The sequence below is a fragment of the Photobacterium lutimaris genome (genome assembly GCF_003025555.1).
Lineage (GTDB): Bacteria > Pseudomonadota > Gammaproteobacteria > Enterobacterales > Vibrionaceae > Photobacterium > Photobacterium lutimaris.
In genome coordinates, this window is sequence record NZ_PYMH01000006.1 from 84,320 (window position 1) to 103,329 (window position 19,010).

13 protein-coding genes and 2 tRNA genes are annotated in these 19,010 nt (G+C 50.6%); 10 read left to right on the forward strand and 5 right to left on the reverse strand.

Annotated features, from left to right (window positions below):
- Nucleotides 1-32 precede the first annotated feature (32 nt).
- The gene (locus C9I99_RS13655; RefSeq protein ID WP_107349445.1) at nucleotides 33-704 is read right to left on the reverse strand and encodes a Rossmann-fold NAD(P)-binding domain-containing protein; all 672 of its coding nucleotides are present in this window, start codon (nucleotides 702-704) and stop codon (nucleotides 33-35) included.
- Nucleotides 705-896: 192 nt separating this feature from the next.
- On the opposite strand from C9I99_RS13655, the gene C9I99_RS13660 reads away from it, so the two are divergent.
- The 4 genes from C9I99_RS13660 (at nucleotide 897) to C9I99_RS13675 (ending at nucleotide 3,883) form a co-directional block, all read left to right on the forward strand.
- Nucleotides 897-1,544 carry a YecA family protein gene (locus C9I99_RS13660; RefSeq protein WP_107349446.1) on the forward strand — a complete coding sequence of 216 codons (648 nt, stop codon included), beginning with the start codon at nucleotides 897-899 and terminating at the stop codon, nucleotides 1,542-1,544.
- 4 nt (nucleotides 1,545-1,548) lie between these two features.
- Nucleotides 1,549-1,968 carry a (deoxy)nucleoside triphosphate pyrophosphohydrolase gene (locus C9I99_RS13665; RefSeq protein WP_107349630.1) on the forward strand — a complete coding sequence of 140 codons (420 nt, stop codon included), beginning with the start codon at nucleotides 1,549-1,551 and terminating at the stop codon, nucleotides 1,966-1,968.
- 701 nt (nucleotides 1,969-2,669) lie between these two features.
- Complete coding sequence (locus tag C9I99_RS13670; RefSeq protein ID WP_107349447.1) at nucleotides 2,670-3,119, forward strand: L-alanine exporter AlaE; 450 nt, start codon at nucleotides 2,670-2,672, stop codon at nucleotides 3,117-3,119.
- A 476-nt stretch (nucleotides 3,120-3,595) separates the two neighbouring features.
- Entirely contained in the window at nucleotides 3,596-3,883 is a 288-nt protein-coding gene (locus C9I99_RS13675; RefSeq protein ID WP_107349448.1) for a hypothetical protein, read from the forward strand.
- Between the two features lie 44 nt (nucleotides 3,884-3,927).
- Here the strand turns inward: C9I99_RS13675 and mscM are convergent, their stop codons facing one another.
- Nucleotides 3,928-7,224: a miniconductance mechanosensitive channel MscM gene (gene mscM / locus C9I99_RS13680; protein WP_107349449.1), complete on the reverse strand. Its 3,297-nt coding sequence runs from the start codon at nucleotides 7,222-7,224 to the stop codon at nucleotides 3,928-3,930.
- Between the two features lie 272 nt (nucleotides 7,225-7,496).
- Here mscM and C9I99_RS13685 point away from each other — a divergent pair.
- Both C9I99_RS13685 and C9I99_RS13690 read left to right on the forward strand, forming a co-directional pair.
- Nucleotides 7,497-7,584, forward strand: a tRNA-Ser gene (locus C9I99_RS13685).
- A 24-nt stretch (nucleotides 7,585-7,608) separates the two neighbouring features.
- Nucleotides 7,609-7,699, forward strand: a tRNA-Ser gene (locus tag C9I99_RS13690).
- Nucleotides 7,700-7,850: 151 nt separating this feature from the next.
- Here the strand turns inward: C9I99_RS13690 and C9I99_RS13695 are convergent.
- The gene (locus C9I99_RS13695) at nucleotides 7,851-8,540 is read right to left on the reverse strand and encodes a response regulator (protein ID WP_166645437.1); all 690 of its coding nucleotides are present in this window, start codon (nucleotides 8,538-8,540) and stop codon (nucleotides 7,851-7,853) included.
- Nucleotides 8,537-10,111 carry an ATP-binding protein gene (locus C9I99_RS13700; protein ID WP_107349451.1) on the reverse strand — a complete coding sequence of 525 codons (1,575 nt, stop codon included), beginning with the start codon at nucleotides 10,109-10,111 and terminating at the stop codon, nucleotides 8,537-8,539. The genes C9I99_RS13695 and C9I99_RS13700 overlap by 4 nt, the downstream gene beginning before the upstream one ends.
- A 291-nt stretch (nucleotides 10,112-10,402) precedes the next feature.
- On the opposite strand from C9I99_RS13700, the gene C9I99_RS13705 reads away from it, so the two are divergent.
- Nucleotides 10,403-11,815: an anion permease gene (locus C9I99_RS13705; RefSeq protein ID WP_166645436.1), complete on the forward strand. Its 1,413-nt coding sequence runs from the start codon at nucleotides 10,403-10,405 to the stop codon at nucleotides 11,813-11,815.
- Nucleotides 11,816-11,867: 52 nt separating this feature from the next.
- On the opposite strand, the gene C9I99_RS13710 is transcribed toward C9I99_RS13705, so the two are convergent.
- Nucleotides 11,868-14,591, reverse strand: coding sequence for a nitrate reductase (locus tag C9I99_RS13710; RefSeq protein ID WP_107349452.1), 2,724 nt, complete (start codon nucleotides 14,589-14,591; stop codon nucleotides 11,868-11,870).
- Between the two features lie 420 nt (nucleotides 14,592-15,011).
- Between C9I99_RS13710 and cobA the strand changes: the two genes are divergently transcribed.
- Genes cobA through nirD form a run of 3 tightly spaced genes read left to right on the forward strand, consistent with a single transcriptional unit; the run spans nucleotide 15,012 to nucleotide 18,869 of the window.
- Nucleotides 15,012-15,857, forward strand: coding sequence for a uroporphyrinogen-III C-methyltransferase (gene cobA / locus C9I99_RS13720; RefSeq protein WP_107349454.1), 846 nt, complete (start codon nucleotides 15,012-15,014; stop codon nucleotides 15,855-15,857).
- A 49-nt stretch (nucleotides 15,858-15,906) separates the two neighbouring features.
- Nucleotides 15,907-18,516, forward strand: coding sequence for a nitrite reductase large subunit NirB (gene nirB, locus C9I99_RS13725; RefSeq protein ID WP_107349455.1), 2,610 nt, complete (start codon nucleotides 15,907-15,909; stop codon nucleotides 18,514-18,516).
- Between the two features lie 14 nt (nucleotides 18,517-18,530).
- Complete coding sequence (nirD, locus tag C9I99_RS13730) at nucleotides 18,531-18,869, forward strand: nitrite reductase small subunit NirD (protein WP_107349456.1); 339 nt, start codon at nucleotides 18,531-18,533, stop codon at nucleotides 18,867-18,869.
- The last annotated feature ends 141 nt before the right edge of the window (nucleotides 18,870-19,010 follow it).

Consider the following 19,010-nt stretch of genomic DNA (forward strand, 5'->3'; position numbering starts at 1 on the left):
AATGGCGGGCTTGTCCAATACCAGAATATTCCTTAGTTTGGGGCAAGCATACGTCCCGAGAGGGAAAATACTTTCGGTAGTTCGTGCCTTTGGGCCTCTTGGGCTAGGGTTAACATTTTTTGGGCAACTTGCTCGGCAGGGATAGGAGCCAGATTGGCGAGAGGGCCAATTACCAACGGATGGATGACATCGAAGAGCCCTTGTACCAGCAGCTCGTCGTTTCTTGGCTTGCTACGATCGCCCTTGAGCGGACCTGGACGGACAAAAATACAATGTTCAAAGTCCATTTTCACCAACGCTTGCTCCATTTTCCCTTTGCAACGCAGGTAATGAGAGGGGGACCAAGGGCTGGCAAATAGGCTGGATATCACTACGATATGCCTGACACCCAGTATCTTCATGTTTTTTGCCACGTCTTTGACCAACTGGTAATCCACCGCTTCCAGGGCTTTTTGGGTTCCAGCCTGCTTTTTGGTGGTACCCAGACAGATAAATCCGATGGTTGGGGTTGGGGAGGAGTCTTCCCATTCAGTGATACGCAATTCGGGATGGATGATCTGATGAAGCTTGCTGCCGTGCAGAGGCAGTTCGCGCCGGGAAAGAGCGTAAACAGCCATTATGTCCGGTTGCTTGAGAAGAAGATGTAAAAGCTCATCACCGACCAATCCACTGCCGCCAGCGATGATTGCACTGCTACCTGTCATTTAATTCCACCATCCTGATGATAACCCCTTCTTTTTGCCACCAATTGCTGCAAAGTTCAACTGGTTTGTCTTTTTGTCAGCATTTTTCTGTTCTGGCGCAAAAAGCGATATGACCAAGTAAATCGCGAATCCTGCAACTTGCGGTGACTTGGGTATATAATCAGCCCACGAAACAGACTACGAGAACCGACCATGACACAACTAATGACGTTACCTGAGGCTTGGGAAGGAATGCCGGCAACCTTTATTGAAGGTGCGCTGTTGGCTGCCAATGCAAACCCAAAACCACTAGCGCCAGAAACCTGGCTGCCCGTTCTGCTGACTGGTGGTATTGATGAAGGTGAGCCGGTTGCGCTGGGCCAAGATGACAAAATGGCGGTGTTGAACCATTTTGAACTGCAGTATCGCCATATCAAAGCCGGTGAGTATGCACTCCCTCCAGAGCTAAGCTTTGAAGATGCGGGTGAATTGACCGAAGCAATGCAGCAATTTGCAGAAGGTTTCTTGGCTGTATGGCCACATATTGAGCCAAACTGGGCTGAGCAGCCGCTGACTGACGGCACAATGCGGATGTTATCGGCATTGATCACCACAGTAATGCTGATGATGGATGAGCAACATACCCTGGCCCAGATGCAAGAAGCCGGTGTCACCGGAATGCCAGCACCTGCTGAACTGTATGCTCAGTTGCCGTTGATGTTAACCGAAGTCGTTATGGCGGCGGACGACCTTCAGCAGGGCAATGCTGCTAAAGCGGTGAACCCTTATAAAGAGATAGGCCGGAACGATCCCTGCCTGTGTGAGAGTGGCAAGAAGTTCAAGCAGTGCTGTGGAAAATGATGTGATGGCATCAGAGTCGAGTAACAGCAAACCGGTCATATTGGTGGTAGCGGGCGTGATAGAAAAACAAGGTAAGTACCTGCTTACTCAGCGTCACGAGCATGCTAGCCAAGGCGGGTTGTGGGAATTTCCCGGTGGTAAAGTGGAAGCCGGAGAAACCGACCAACAGGCATTGGAGCGGGAACTGCGGGAAGAGTTGGCGATTGAAAGCGCAACTGGGCAGTTTCTTGCTGACAGCGTGTTTGACTACGGTGATAAAGTCGTTCACCTCAAAGGTTATTTGACCCATTGGGTATCCGGTGAGCTAGTACTTCATAGCCATCAGGATGCGACATGGGTCGAGTGTGATGAGATCAAGGCGTTCACGCTCTGTCCGGCTGATTACCCCATTGTTGAGGTACTAGAATCACTGCCACGAGAGTGACTGTTTTAGAATCACAGCGTCGATACCCAAGTAACGTTAAGGTGCTTGGGGATCGGTAAAAAGCCTCAGCATTTGCTGGGGCTTTTTATTTCTACTTTGATGCTTTCTAGCCAATAAGGCCCTTACGCCCCTCTAGAGTTAATTGCTTTTTATTGCTGCTTATTGTCATTATTAGCAATCGTGATGAATAAAAGCTTATCTTTTGTGAAATTTTCATCTGATACGTACGGATTAAATATGGATTAATATTTGATGAGATTTATTCCTCAACGGTATGTTTTTTAATTTTTATTATATTTCATTTAAATCAAAAGCTTACGGTTTGTCTTTTGTTGTGGTGTATAACGGGATAATGACATTGTTACCTCGTTTGTCTTTAGCTTAATATTGGTTGTAACCTCTGAAACCATCATTAAACCAGCGATTAAACCGCCTCGATTGCCAAGAAGATGTTTGTTTTTGGCGGTTAGAGGTATGGCTGTTTACGTTTGTGGCACGTCAGTGGTGCCGGGGTAGCCGATCATGCCAAAGACTGAGCCATAATTAGTTGTAAACTTACAAACGATTGCGATCTTTGGTGGGTAATTCTTTAAATTTCCTGTTCTAATACGCAAATCAGCTGGGTTATTGCTTGATACCCAGTTCATCTCACTGCTCAGTATTCAATGTCTGGTTATATTTACTATATTTGAGGTTTTGTTATGTCTGTTAAAGGGCAATTTAACGTAAGAAGTGCTGCCGCCGATACTTTTGCGATGGTAATTTTTAGTTTTATTACAGGCATGATGATAGAAGTGTTCGTTTCTGGAATGACATTCGAACAGTCACTCGCCTCAAGAACCTTGTCGATTCCTGTAAATATAGCGATAGCTTGGCCTTATGGTGTTTTTCGCGACATGATGATCCGACAAGGGATGAAGCTATCATCAGCGGGTTGGATGAAAGGGCTATCAGATATGTTGGCCTACGTGATGTTTCAGTCGCCAGTATATGCGTGTATCTTGTTGGTCGTCGGTGCTGATTTTGATCAGATCATCACGGCTGTGACAAGTAACGCTTTTGTATCGGGTGCGCTTGGAGTGGTTTATGGCCAGTTTCTAGAAATGTGCCGCCGTATGTTCCGAGTACCGGGTTACTGCCAGCAAGCTTAATAGATAACGCAAGACGATTTAATTTTATGACCTCTGAGGGCTTATGCCTTCAGGGGTTTTTGCGTTTATTGGTGTCTAAGTTGCAATAAAATGCTCGGAAAAGCATTGAACAGGCTGTTTCCAATTGTAAAAACATATCTCTGTTTGTGACGGGTGTGAAAGGTTGATGAGTTGATTTATATCAATGAACTGATCTGAGCGATATTGGTTTGTTGTTGTTTTGTTATGTCTTGTCTTTTGTTTTTTTAGTGATTGACTGTTAAATCAGCCCCTTATGTTTCAGGCGGCTTTCCATGTTAATGGTTTGTTTTGTTTTCATCATTGAGATCTTTGATTTCAAAAATGGTTTTTGCTCGATGGGAGAGGCCAGTTCAGGTTAAATTCAGTTACAGCCATAGGCATATTATTCATGATTTTATTGGCATAGTTACCTCAGTCAGTTCTGCAAGCAAAACGATAAATAGCGGGGAAGTAAAATGATTGAGGTACATTGGTCGCTAGCAGCAATGTTAGGCGCTAGCCAGTTTATTCTATGGTTGAAAATTGGTCTTTTCGGTCGCTTCTTCTCTTGGGTCGATCGCTGTTGTCAGGGGGTCGCCAAGAATATGTTTCGGGTTATGTATGTGAGAATGCGTCCAGCCAGCAAAGCGGCCATGGCACCTTCTGAATTACCCTACATCCTACGCGGCAAACCAGCCTCGATGCATTTGGGCAGCTATATTCAAATGCAAAACGAGCGCGCTGCAGAACGAAGCAAGAATTAAAAAAAAGCCCCGAAAGGGGCTTTTTTAGTATTGAAGTACCGGCATCATGCCGTTGAGTTGCGGCGGCGTTTCATTTGGATTTCAAGTTGAGGGTTGGCTATCTGAATGCCGTACTGGTTGAACTTCTGCTTGATCCGGTTGTGCAAGTCATGGGTCAAACTCAGGCGGTGTGCCGTTTCAGCAGCATAGGCCCTCACTTCAAAGTTCTGGCTGTCGGCTGTCAGGGTCAGGAAGAAGACTTCAGGGGCTGGGTTGTCCAGTACCAATTCACATTCTTCCGCAGCTTCAAACAGCAACTTGGTGACCACATCGGTATTGGCCGAGTAATTGACACTGATTGACAATGTGACACGGGTGATAGGATCAGACAGTGACCAGTTGATGAACTGCTCGGTGACAAATGCTTTGTTCGGCACTATCACTTCCTTACGGTCGAAATCAACAATGGTGGTCGCGCGGGTATTGATTTTGGCAATGATCCCAGTCAGGTTGCGGATCGTGATGGTATCCCCAATTCGAATCGGTCGTTCAAACAAGATGATCAAGCCAGAAATAAAGTTGGCAAAAATCTCCTGGAGACCGAAGCCCAGGCCGACGCCGAGTGCGGCGACTAGCCATTGCATTTTGGACCAGTCAAATCCCACTAATCCCGAACCAATCAGGATCCCCATGATAATAGCGACATATCGCGTTAAAGAGGTGATGGCATAGCCTGTACCCGGTGACAGGTCGAGGTGCTGGAGGATCAGCAACTCCATTGCGCCGGGCAAGTCGCGGGCAACGATAGCGGTGAGCCACAGAGCAAGGAATCCCAGTAATACGCTGCTGACCGAAATGGAACTGAGTTCGTCAATACCATCAATTTTATTGCTCACATCCCACAGGGTCACATCGCCAAGGTAGGATATAGCCTGATAGAAGTCGGCCCAAACCGAAGACAGGCAGGCGACATAAATCAAGAGCAGCAGCGAGCGTAATAAGCGAAGTGACTGGGCACTGATTTTATCCAGATCTACTTCCGGCTCTTCGACATCAATTTGCATTTCGTTGCTGCCGAAGTGCTCCTCTTTATCTTCTTCTACCTCTGCGATCCGCTGGGCGATGATTTCCTGACGTTTGGCTTTGGCACGCTCAAAAGCCAGGCGCCGTTTCTGGATCAGCATCAGCCGCTTGATAAGGTAGTAGATCAAGATAGTGATCACCCCGATGACTGCGGAGAACTCCAGCTTGCCCATCACATCTTGGGATGAAGAGAGGTAGCCTTTGAGTGCCGTGTAATTCAGCCCCTGCGGGATCAGGATCAGTATCCACCAAAACAGGTGATGGCCTATATGGGCTTTGCCTTCCGGTAGGCTGCCATAGGTCATCGGCAGCCTTTCGTTGTACATCCGCCACAAGAAATAGCTGACCGAGATATTGCTGATGATAAATGCCAACCGGCCTAAGGTGGCATTTACATCAATGTCGCTGTAGAGGTGGGCAAATTGCTGGATCACCATCATCGGCAGATATACCCAAAGTAGTTGCTTATAATGGGTAAAACAGCGGGCAATAAGCCCTTGCTCCCATTCAAAATGGCTAACGAGCAAACCTTTGGGGCGAACTAATTCGCGCATGAAGCAGAACATAACCAGGGCCATAGGTAGCGTCAGCGCCTGTCCGAGATGGTGAACAAATGGGTATTGCCAACCGCTGGAGAATGTCAGCCCAACCAAACCGACAATGATTGGGATCGGCCATGCCAATAGAAACGAGAAGAAGACATTGCCGTAGCTATAGCGGAAGGTATCTTGAGTGACTTTGCCGATTTTCTTGCTGGTATCGGTAAGGTAGCGCTTCCAATATTTGCGGCACCAGCTTAGGCCCAGGATGATCACGGCAATAATGGTCAGTGCAAACGACAGTTTCACCTTGTCCGCAACCGCCGGAAACTTGATAAAGCCAATCCACTGATAAGGAGAAAAGAACCACTTGAGCTTTTCCCAGGTGGCAATAACAAAGCTGATGTTGACCGGGTTGGTATCAGGTGCCCAAAACAATTGCTTGCTTGCTGACGTTTGCAGGTCGTTGAGATTACTATTTAGCTGCTCGTAGGAGACTTTCAGTGTGGCTTGCTGATAAATCAGGGTATCGGTTTGGTCAATGAGTTTTTCGAGCAGTATTTGGTTGGCTTCAATCAGAGCGTTTTCCTGCAAGAATTGCTCTTCACTCAGATTGCGAGTGTCGGGGAAAGAGGTATTCTCTTTAAGTGAGTCAGCCAGTTGTTGGTATTCGTATTTTTTGATTTGATTTTGGGCTATATCCTTATCAAGCTGAACAATGGGCGGGTTGGCCGGTAAGCGGCTGATACGGGTGCGTAAGTTTTCGCTGAATGCCGGGCTGAGCTTGAGCCATTCAGCCATGGTTTCCAGATCGTCGGCAGTGCTTTCGACTTGGCGGATTTGTTCGCGAGTGGTGGTCAGGTTTTGCTGAACCTGCTCGCTTCGTGATGTGATGCCTTTTAACGCCGTAATGTAACGTTTGTTGTCGATGGTCAGCTGACGGAGGCCATCGGGCTGACCGTCAAGATCTAAATCAAACTGATCGTTTTCCTCTGAGGATATATCGGTATCAAGACGCTGCTGACGCGAGAGTTCACGTTGTAATGTGTTGCGATAAGCCTGCCGGGCATCGATCTCTAAGTTCTGTAGTTCGATACGTTGTTTGACGAGGGTGCGGCGGTTACCCGCACTGAGCTGTTCTGCTTCTAGCATATACAGTTCGCTGACATAGTATTGATGGGATATTTGATGGACCAGTTGCTGGTTATTGGTATCCGGTTGATTCTCTAGTTGCCGCAGCGCTTGTTCTTCCTGCCTGATTAAATCGCGCAGTTGGTTGGAGCGAGTCGAAAATTCGTCAATCCCTTTTTCAATCGCTCCCAGCTCGTTTTTACTGCTGTTACGGGTTTGCTCCAGCTGCTTTATTTTAGCGTCCTGCTGCTTAATGGCATTGGCCAATTCCTTTTGCGACAGTGCTCTGAAGTCAGGAAATTTGGTCGTGGAAAAGTGGTTGACTTGCTGCTTTAGCTTTTCGCTGAGGGCTGGAAATTCTTCAATCAGTTGGCGGTAGCTTTGCGTTTTATCATCAAAACTGGCCGCGTTCTCTATCATCCCCTTGGCATGCTGCAGGGTATCAAGCTCTTTGACGATTTCAGGTGTATTGTCCTGGGCGCTAAGCTGTTCGATTTGCTCATCCAGCGTTTGGTTCCAAACATCATAATGTCCCTCGAGCGCATAGCTGAAGGTGGCTGTCAGGCCCAGTGTGAGAAAGGCGAAAGCAGAAAATAGCCGGAAGATCATAACACTCCAAAAAAAATTGATTCAAGCGCGAATGAGATAGTTAGATATAATTAGCCAGAGAGATAATAGATTGATAATACGTGTTAAATTGTAGTGTATCTTGCGTATGTAGCACGCGCCATAGATATTTGGCTTAGCGTTTTGCTGGACATTGGTACAATTTGATCCATTCCTCACCACTTGGCAAAGAATTCGGTAAAAGCACTTGACCCTGATACGCTAAGTGATTACATTAGCCGCCGTTGAGACGCACAGCGTCTAAACAACAATGTGGTGAGGTGTCCGAGTGGCTGAAGGAGCACGCCTGGAAAGTGTGTATACGGCAACGTATCGAGGGTTCGAATCCCTCCCTCACCGCCATCATCTTTTAAGGTGATACAATTCGGAGAGATGGCTGAGTGGTTGAAAGCACCGGTCTTGAAAACCGGCATACGTTTGTAGCGTATCTAGGGTTCAAATCCCTATCTCTCCGCCACATTTAGAAGAAGCCCAGCAGAAATGCTGGGCTTTTTTGCATTTGTCGCACGGTGTAGCGACAAAGCACTCCGGCATATTCAAAAGAGCCAGCTTAATTGCTGGCTTTTTTACATCTGTCGTTCGGCCAGACAAAATAGGCTTCACATGGACTAGGGGGATGGCGAGGGGTGGGGGCGGTGGTAGGTGCGGATCGGCCGGCCGACGCTGCCGTGCTGCAAGTGGGCGACTAGCCGCCCCTGACGAACCGCGTAGTCGAGATAGCGCCGGGCGGTGGTTTTACTCAGCCCCGCCTGTTCTGCCAGCGTGGAAGCGTTGTGCTCTTCGGTGACATAGCGGAAGCAGGCCATGACCTGATCCAGGGTATACGGGTCGACCCCGTGGCTTTCACGGCGATTGTGCGGGCGCTGACTGTTGGCTATCAGCAGTTGATCCAGCTCCTCTTGCTGGAGTGGCCGTTCGCTGGTCAGCGAGTGCCGATAGGCCTGAAAACGATCTAGGGTATGACGCAGGCGCTGGTAGTCAATTGGCTTGATTAGATAGTCAAACACCCCCAGTGCGAGGGCATCGCGGATCACTTCGACATCGTTAGCTGCCGAGACGAAAACGATATTGGGCATGCTTGCAAGAGTACGCCATTGCCGCAGCAAACCAAGTCCTTGGCCATCTGGCAAGAAATGGTCGAGCAGGATCAGATCAGGTGTTAGGGCCTGTTGCATCATTGTGGCCTGCTGCACGGTGCTGGCGATCCCTACGACCCGGTAGCCGTCGAGCGAGCCAATAAATTGACTGTGCAAATCGGCAATGGTGTTTTCATCTTCGACGATTAATACGCTGATCACGATACATCCTTATTTTCGGTCGGCTGGGGAAACGGGATATAGAGGGCGAAAGTCGTTGCCCCCGGCTCGCTGTCGAGATCGATATAGCCCTGTGCTTCCTCTACATAGGTTTTGACCAGATGCAGGCCGATACCATGGCCGTCAGTCTGCTTGCTGGTAATACCAAGCTCGTAGATGCGATTGAGCATGGTCGGCTCAATGCCGGAACCATTGTCGCACACGGTGATCATCAATTCTGGCCCCTCGTCAATGATGGTCAGCTCAATCTTGCCGCTGCCCATGTGACAGGCTGCAAAGCTGTTGTCGACCAGGTTTCCGACGATGGCGCACAGGGCCTCCTCGGTAAGTCGGGGCGGCAGGCGGCTGATGGTGCTGTCAGCACTGAGCCCAAAGTCTAGCTGTAGCTCCATAGCACGGTGGCACTTGCCAATTAACAGGCCTGCGAGCATATCGAGTTGGCATACCCGGGCAATGCGATCAACCAATTGCTGCAGCCCCTCTGAGTGGGTATTGATAAGCTGAAGCGCACTGTCGCTTTTGCCCATTTGGATCAGCCCGCCAATGATGGTCAGTTTGTTGGCGTACTCATGGCGCATGATCCTCAGGCTTTCCGTATGCTGGCGGATCTGGCTCAGTTGTTCGGTAAGCAGGCTCATTTCGTCACGGCGACGGAAGCTGATCACACAGCCGCCATTCGTTGCAGCGAGAGAAATCCGACTGGCCAACACCGCATGGCCGTTGAACTGGGCCATCTGATCGGCCACGCTGGCGCGGTGGGCATCGCAAAACCCCTCGCTGGAAAATATGTTGCCCACCGGGTGGCCGAGCAACGGACGTTCGCTCAGCCCCAGCCAGCGCCGTGCGTTGTGGTTGCATTCGAGGATATGGTTTTGGTGATCAAGAGCAATAATCCCTTCGTGGGTAGCATTGAGGATCGCCCGTTTGACATCGAGCATTTGGAGCAGCTCCTGTGGTTCCATCCCCTGCATGCCCCGGCGGATCCATTGCGAGATCAGCCAGGTGAGCATGGCGGAAAAGGCAATGGTGGTGATCACCGCAATCCAGATCGGTGCCCAGTACAGCCGCTTCCACTGGCTGAGGGTATCAATCAGGTAACCGACCTTGATCATCCCGATAATGTCGCCCTGATCATTTTTGATCGGGGTGATGTAGCGCAGAGAACGCCCCAGCGAGCCGACGCCCTCGGACAGGTAGTGGGCACCGGTTGTCAGGGCTGCATCGATATCACCGCCCATGATGGGCAAGCCGATACGCTCGGCAATCGGGTGCGCCATGCGAATACCTTGTTTATCGCCGATCACAATGAAATCGGCATCGCTATTGGCGTAGAGATCATCCACCAAATCGACAACTGCCTCGATATCACCGGCTGCCACGCTGCGCTGCAATGGACGCAATTCGGCGATCTGCCGTGATTGCACCATGGCACGAGTTGCCACTTCTTGGCGCAGGACCACCATCGCCTTGGGGGTGACTAACCACCACCAGACCAGTGCCTGCGCGGCCAAGACCAGCAGCAGGCAGATCATAATTTTCTTATTGAACGACACATCCCCTCCCTGTGTGGGACAGATTACGTGAATGATGACTACCAAGCAGCGCTATCGTACGGAAATATTACCCGGCTCACACTCTGGTTTTTATGGTTTTTATTCTTTTTTTTATGTTGTTAACAGTCTTAATTACTCTTTTCTCAATAAATATTTCATCGGAAGATGAGGGCAAAAACATTTTTAAAAATGCCTTGGGGTGGATGTTCAAGAAACTGACCTAACACAACTTTTTTGCTGTCGGGCGGGGTAAATTCGGGCGTAGTTTACTTTCCTAAGGAGTGATTTACGATGCAATGGTTGCAATCTTCCCGCGCCCGACTGGCGGTGCTGGTGGTACTCAGTACCGTGATTTGGTTCATGCCGGTTCCCGACGGGCTCAGTCTCGAGGCATGGCAAATGATGACAATCTTCGTCGCGACAGTGCTCGGCTTGATTATCGCACCGTTGCCGCTGGGCGCGATGGCGATGATCGGGCTGACTGCCACGACGCTGACTGGGCTGTTGCCAATCCGGACTGCGTTGTCAGGTTTTTCACACCCGACTATATGGATGATTGCGGCGGCTTTCTTCATTTCGCGCGGGTTTATCCAAACTGGCTTTGGTCGCCGGGTCGGTTATTTGTTCATAAGCAAGCTCGGCCACAGTTCGTTGGGGTTGGCATATGGCTTGGTGTTGACGGATTTGCTTTTTGCCCCGGCAACCCCGAGTACCACCGCTCGCTGCGGGGGAATTATCTCTCCGCTGTTCCGCTCGGTGGCAGAAGCGTATGATTCGACGCCCGAGAAAGGGACCGAGAATAAAATTGGTGCTTTTCTGGTGCAGTGCATTTTCCAGTGCAATGCGATCACCTGTGCAATGTTTTTGACCTCAATGGCCGGTAATCCGCTGGCGGCAAACTTCGCTGCGGAGCAGGGGGTGGAGATTTCCTGGGCTGGTTGGGCACTGGCGGCGATTGTTCCCGGTCTGGTTTGCCTGGCGGTGATCCCGCTGGTTATGTATAAATTCTTCCCGCCCGAGCTAAAACGCACCCCGGAAATGCGTCAGATGGCTCGCGATGAACTCAAGCAGATGGGGGCCATGAGCAAGGCCGAATGGCTGATCGCCGCCACGTTCGTCGGTATGGTCACGTTGTGGGTGTTCGGTCCGGTATTGTCGCTGCATGCGACAGTGACAGCACTGGCGGGCCTGGTGTTCCTGCTCGTCACAGGAACTATCCAGTGGGATGATATTCTGAAAGAGAAAGAAGCCTGGCACACCATCGTGTGGTTTGCAGTACTGGTGATGATGGCAGGCCAGCTTAATTCACTCGGTTTCATCAACTGGTTTGGTGATCAGGTCGGCGCTTCCATGGCTGGCTTTGGTTGGATTGTCACCTTGGCCATATTGCTGTTGGTGTACTTCTACAGCCATTACCTGATGGCCAGTGCAATGGCTCATATTAGTGCGATGTACTCTGCGTTTCTCGCTATTGCGATCGGTGCGGGAGCGCCGCCGATGCTGGCGGCCATTGTCTTGGGGATGTTCAGTAACTTGTATATGTCAACCACGCATTACTCGTCGGGTCCTGCACCGATTTTGTTTGGTGCCGGTTACATGTCGCTCAAGCAGTGGTGGAAAATTGGTTTTCTTTTCACCTTGGTGGTTATTCCCGTATTTATGGTTATTGGCGGAGCGTGGTGGAAACTGATTGGCCTATGGTAACCATAGCGGCGTGATCGATTTATCCAAGCCTCGTCTAAAGACGAGGCTTTTTTCATATTGGCTTGATCTGTATTTCTTCAAGCATCAATGTCAGCTCCGGTAAGCAACTCCCGCATCCTGTCCCCGCCTGGGTCGCATCGCTGATCTCTTTTACCGAGCAGCAAGACTTTGCTCGAATCGCTTGTTCTATAGTTTTGACGCCTACTTGCTTGCACGCGCAAACCAGCCGGCCGTTTTGATGCCCCGGTGGTGCTTTGCCGGTAAACAGGGCTTGCACGAGCGGGTCTGATAACGGCCTGCCAATCAAGGTATACAAGTAATCATAATCGCTAGGGTGTAAGTCATCGCTAACGATGAAGGCGCTGTGGAGCTGGTTGCCTTGAAATTGGGCATAACGGCTTTCATTGTTCACTTCAATGCTAATAAGCTGCTGATCTTTAACCTGAGCGTAGCGCTGAACATGAGTCATCTGCGCCGCTAGCCAGGTATGTAATTGCTCAGGTTGCTGTTGGGATGTCACCCGAATAAGGTGACCGTTATGGGTGCGCTGGCTCGTCCAATGTTGCTGGGGGCTCATGCTGGTTGCAATGTGCTTGTCCTGAGTGATCAGCAGCGCTTCACTCTGGTAGGGCGATGGCTCAATCCTCACCGGTGTTGCCTTGAACTCCGGTTGCCCTGAGAGAGGGTCTCGCTGATCGGCGATAAGCGTATTCACTTTGCCCATGCTGGTGGTGCAATTGTTCCAATGAAACGGGGCAAAGACGTGACCGGATTGGCACTCCTTGCTGATCCGTGCCCGCAACAAGATTTCACCCTTGCGGCTGATGACGTTAACCAAGGCGTTAGGCTTTATTGAAAACCGTTCGGCATCCTGCGGCGACAGGGCGAGGAAAGGCTCGCTGATATGTTCGCTGAGGCGGGGGGATAACCCGCTTCGGGTCATGGTATGCCAGTGATCCCGTATCCGGCCGCTATTCAACAGTAAAGGGTATTGGCGGGAGGTGGTTGCTGCGATCGGCCGGTGGTCGGTGGCGATAAACTGCGCTTTACCCGATGGTGTGGCAAATTCGCCATTACCAAATAGCCGTACCGTCGGTTGGTTGTAGGTTGTGACCGGCCATTGTTGCGGCGGCATTTGATGGTATTGCTTTGCCGTCAAGCCGGTAAGCCCTGACAGGTTCAGCGGTCTGGACAGTGCACAGACACCGTGCCTGTTCATACCGGCCGTTGCCTCCTTTTGGCCCAGCGTTGTCATCTGGGCATATTCGCGGAATATGTCGGCTTCATTGTGGTAGTCGAAGGCATCGCCAAAGCCCATTTTCTTGGCCACTTCACAGATGATCCACCAGTCGGGTTTGGCCTCGCCGGGTGACGGCAATAAGCGTCGCTGGCGGGAGATCCGCCGCTCCGAGTTGGTGACGGTGCCTGACTTTTCACTCCAGCCTTGGGCGGGGAGTGCCACATTCGCATGGCGCAGTGTATCGGTATCGGCCATGCAATCGGACACCACCACATAAGGGCAATTTGCCAAGATGGTGCTGATACGCTTGCTTTCTGGCAAGCTGACGGCGGGGTTGGTTGCCATTATCCAGATGGCTTTGATTTGCCCGCTCTCGATGGCGTTGAACATATCAATAGCCTTGAGGCCCGGTGCCGACGCGAGGTTATCTGTTTGCCAAAATGCACTGATCTGTTGAGTATGCTCCGGGTTGCCAAAATCCATATGGGCAGCCAGCATGTTGGCCAGTCCGCCCACCTCGCGTCCCCCCATCGCATTGGGTTGGCCGGTTACGGAGAAGGGCGTGCTGCCCGGTTTACCCACTCGGCCGGTAGCCAGATGGCAGTTGAGAATACTGTTGACCTTATTGGTACCTGATGTGGATTGGTTGACGCCTTGCGAGTAAACCGTAACGGTTTTCTTGCTGGCGGCAAAAAGTTGGTAGAAAGTAAGGATCTGCGCTTTATCGAGCCCTGTCACAGCCTGTACTGATTCGATATCGCCAAACCGGAACGCTGTCGCCAATGCCAGATCCAGACCTTCGGTCGCCGCTTCTATGTACTCAAAATCCAATGAGTTATTTTCACTGAGGAAAGCCAGCAAGCCGTTGAACAGGGCAATATCGCTACCCGGTAAGAGGGGAAGGTGCATGTCGGCAATATCGCAGGTCGGTGTCTTGCGCGGATCGATCACGATGATTTTGCAGTGTCGTTTGGCTTTAGCCTCACGCAGACGCTGGAAGAGAACGGGATGGCACCAAGCCAGGTTCGAGCCCGTCAGTATGATTAAATCTGCCATTTCGAGATCTTCATAGCAGCCCGGGACAATGTCGGCCCCAAACGCCCGTTTATGTCCAGCGACACTGGATGACATACAAAGGCGAGAGTTGGTATCGATATTGGCGCTACCAACAAACCCCTTCATCAGTTTATTGGCGACATAGTAATCCTCCGTCAGTAATTGCCCCGAGACGTAGAAGGCCACTGCCTCCTTGCCATGCCGTTCAATAACACGGTTAAACTGTCCTGCGACATCAGCCAGTGCTTCTTCCCATGAGACATCTTGCTGGTTAATTTGCGGCTTTAGCAGCCTTCCTTCTATCCCTACGGTTTCACCTAAGGCCAACCCCTTCGAGCATAGCTTGCCTAAATTGGCGGGGTGCTGACTATCGCCGCGAACTTCCAATTTGCCATGACTGTTTGTTCTGGCTTCAATGCCACAGCCTACTCCGCAGTAGGCACAGGTCGATTTAATCCAGGTATTTTCTTTTGGGCTCACCTGTTGGTCTCCTTGGCTTTGACATTCAGTGTATCGAGCAAGAGTTGAGCAATAACCAGGCCAGCTTTCTGGATACTGGTATTGGCTCTATTTCTGGTGGATATAATGGCTTTGTGGCGTATTTTTAGTTCAATAGTCTGTTGATACCTCCAAAGTGGTATACCGACTTGTATAAAGTACTTTCTGAGTGGCTGTTTTGGTGCAAAAAAGGGCTTTCGTTGCACGGGGACTGGGCAGTGATTGGAGGAAAAAGGCGGCTATTGTCATCGCGGTATGTTTGAAGAAACTGGATTAAAGGTATTAATAACAATGATTTGAAATCTTTTTTTGGACCTGGTCGGTTATTTTTTTTTGAGCTGGCATCGTCTTTGCTCACTACCTTGGTAACAGTTTCAACGGATATGAACGGGTAGGAGATGTATGCCAACGATCAGAGAACGTGCTGGGATCTACCCAGCAGAGAGTGTCCAAATAGGAGCATCGCCTTTAACCGGGCGTAGGGTCGGGAAAGTGGACTTGGTCGGGGCCGGGCCGGGCGATCCTATGTTGCTGACGCTGAAGGCGATAGAAAGTATTGAGCTGGCGGATGTCATTGTCTATGACCGCCTCGTGAGCCAAGAGATACGGGCACGTTTTCCTGCGGGCACCCAAGCTTTGTATGTCGGCAAGGCGAAGGGGGAGCACTGCGCCAGTCAGGAGTCGATAAATGGGCTGTTGGTCAAATTGGCATGGCAGGGCAAGACGGTTTGCCGGCTCAAAGGAGGGGATGCCTTTGTCTTTGGCCGTGGTAGTGAGGAGATGCTCGCATTGAAAGCCGCAGATGTGCCTGTCGAGGTAGTCCCGGGGATCACGGCGGCCGCCGGATGCACCAGCTATGCCGGTATCCCGCTGACGCACAGGGGCTATGCACAAGGTTGTACCTTTGTCACTGGGCATGCCGAGCAGTCATTGGATCTTAATTGGCATGCGCTGGCGCAGCTTGATCATACCTTGGTGTTTTATATGGGGGTCAGTAAGTCAGCCATGATCCGGGACAAGCTACTTGCCGGTGGCGCAGAGCCAAGCACCCCCGTGGCCTTGATCGAGAAAGGGTGTTGCCCCGAGCAACGGACAGTGACCGGATTATTGCAGCATTTACCAGAACTGGTGCAGCGTCATCAGGTGGTTTCACCGGCTTTGATTGTTGTCGGTAAGGTGGTAGCCCTATCAGAACAACTGCAGTGGGTTAGCCAGGCTGCCGAACAACAGCTCCAGCTGTCGGCGTAAGAGCGAAAGAGAGTAAGTAATGAAGTCAGTCGCTCAGGGGAGAGCAAAAATGGATAAGACAAAAATCATTGTGGTCGGCAACGGTATGGTCGGGCACAAGTTCATTGAAGATATGTTGGCTCAGGACAAGCAACAGCAGTTCAGCATCCTGACCTTTTCCGAAGAGCCAAGGTTGGCCTATGACCGAGTGCAGTTAAGTCGTTATTTTAGCGGGAACAGCGCGCAAGATTTGGCGTTAGCCAATGAAGTGGATTATCAAAATAATGGGGTCGAGTACCTGCTTAATGAGCAAGTTAGCGAGATAGATACCGTCGCAAAGATCATTGTTACCCAAAGTGGGCAGCGTGAACATTATGACAAATTGGTGCTGGCGACAGGATCTTACCCTTTTGTCCCGCCAATTCCCGGTAACGACCAACCGCATTGCCATGTTTACCGCACCATAGAAGACTTGGATGCCATTGCCGAGTCGGGGGCCCAGAGCCAAGTGGGTGTTGTTGTCGGGGGCGGTTTGCTGGGACTCGAGGCTGCCAATGCCCTCAAACAGTTGGGAGTCGAGACCCATGTGGTGGAGTTTGCGCCACGCCTGATGGCGGTCCAGCTGGATCAGGGCGGGGGAGACTTACTCGCGCGCCAAATAGCATCATTGGGTGTATCGGTACATACCGAAAAGGCCACCACCGAGATTGTCGCTGGCGAAGTCTGTCGTTATCGGATGAACTTTGCTGATGGCTCCTATCTGGAAACCGATATGATTGTGTTCTCGGCAGGGATCCGGCCGCAAGATACGCTGGCCCGTCAGTGTGGCCTGGAAGTCGGAGAGCGGGGCGGTATTGTGATTGATGACTATTGCCAGACCAGTGCCGACGATGTCTATGCCATTGGTGAATGTGCCCTGTGGCAACAGCGGATTTTTGGTCTGGTGGCTCCGGGCTACCAAATGGCAAAGGTACTGGCCGGCCATCTTTGTCAGTCTAACACCGGCTTGTCTTTTGTCGGTGCAGATATGAGCACCAAGCTTAAATTACTGGGGGTTGATGTTGCCAGCATTGGTGATGTCAGTGGTGCAACCCCCGGCGCGCTGTCCTACACCTACAGCGATGATTTGGAACAAGTCTATAAGCGCTTAATTCTATCTTCCGATGGTGACAAGGTACTGGGGGCCGTGCTGGTGGGGGATGTCAGCAACTACCAGTCATTGCTCCAGATCAAGCTCAATGATATGCCGCTGCCAGAAAATCCAGCAGTATTAATTCTGCCCCAGCTCGAAGGGGAAGGCGCAGGGTTGGGTGTAGAAGCTCTACCCGATAGCGCCTCGATATGCTCATGTTATGACGTGACCAAAGGGCAAATCAGACAGGCTGTGGCGGACGGTTGTTCATCGATGGCTGATCTGAAAACGGCGACCAAAGCCTCAACCGGGTGTGGCGGTTGCTCGGCATTGGCAAAACAAGTGATGGATGTCGAGCTGGCTGCAATGGGCGTCGAGGTAAGCAATCATATTTGTGAGCACTTTGCCTATTCCCGTCAGGAGCTGGCAGATCTGGTCAGAGTAAAAAAGATCACCACGTTTGGTACTTTGCTCGAAGAATACGGCAGCGGGTTGGGCTGTGATATCTGCAAACCGGCGGTGGGTTCGATGCTGGCGTCGTACTGGAACGACTATGTGTTGGCCGACGCACATCTGGAGCTTCAAGATACCAATGATATCTTCCTTGGCAACATGCAAAAAGACGGCACTTATTCGGTGGTGCCAAGGATCGCGGGCGGGGAGATCACACCGGATAAGTTGATTGTGCTGGGGCAGGTGGCGAAACAGTTCGACCTCTATACCAAGATCACCGGTGGCCAACGGGTGGATTTGTTTGGTGCCCAGTTGCATGAATTGCCCGAAATCTGGCGTTTGTTGATCGATGCCGGCTTTGAGACCGGTCATGCTTATGGCAAGTCGGTGCGCACCGTCAAATCTTGTGTCGGCAGTACCTGGTGCCGATACGGTGTGGCAGACAGTGTCGGCTTTGCCATTGAGCTCGAGCATCGCTACAAAGGGCTGCGCGCGCCTCACAAGCTCAAGTTTGCCGTATCAGGCTGTACCCGTGAATGCGCCGAAGCCCAGTCTAAGGATATCGGCGTGATTGCGACGGAGAATGGTTGGAACCTGTATGTCTGCGGTAATGGGGGAATGCGCCCTCGCCATGCCGATTTGCTCGCGACGGATTTGGATGCCGATACCTTGGTGAGCTATGTCGACCGGTTGCTGATGTTCTATATCCGCACTGCTGATCGCCTGCAGCGAACATCGGTATGGTTGGAAAACTTAGAAGGTGGGCTGGATTATCTCAAAAAGGTGGTGGTTGATGATCATCTTGGTCTGGCTGAAGAGCTTGAGCAGGAGATGGCCCGTACGCTCGGTCAATATCAGTGTGAATGGAAAACGACCTTGGCCTCGCCAGAGAAGCTGCTGCGCTTTAAACACTTTATCAATAGCGAGCTGCAAGATAGCCAACTGGCCTATGTGTCAGAGCGGGGACAGCGTAGGCCGCTTACGAGCAAGGAAAGGGCAGAGAATAAAAAGGGGCAGCAGGGCAATTTACCGCAAGGGATTTTGTCCCAACGCATCGTCGGCGAACAAATCAATGTCATTGATATTACTAAGTAGAGGGTGGGGTGAACATGGAGCAGAAGCAGGTAAAGTGGTACACCGTGTGCCATCGAGATGCATTAAGTAAAAACGCGGGGATTTGTGTCTTGTGGGGGCATGAACAAGTGGCAATATTTTACTGTCATCGCACGGATTCATTATATGCGGTTGATAATTATGATCCGGTTGGCGAGGCCAATGTGCTGTCACGGGGGATCTTAGGATCGCAGGGGGATGACATTGTTGTCGCCTCTCCCTTGTATAAGCAGCACTTTAATCTGCAAACGGGTCAATGTATTGAACTGCCAGAGATGAAGTTGAAAACGTACGCGGTTAGGTGCCAAGGGGATGAAATTCAACTTAATGTGTAGGAAGTAGAGTTAATGGAAAAATCGCAGCGCTTGTTGTGATTTTTTTTACATATTACTCATAACCTTATATTTATAATGGATAATTATAATTGTTTGTTATGCTATAAAGTGTCTGTTAGATATTGTCATGGTTCATAGTGG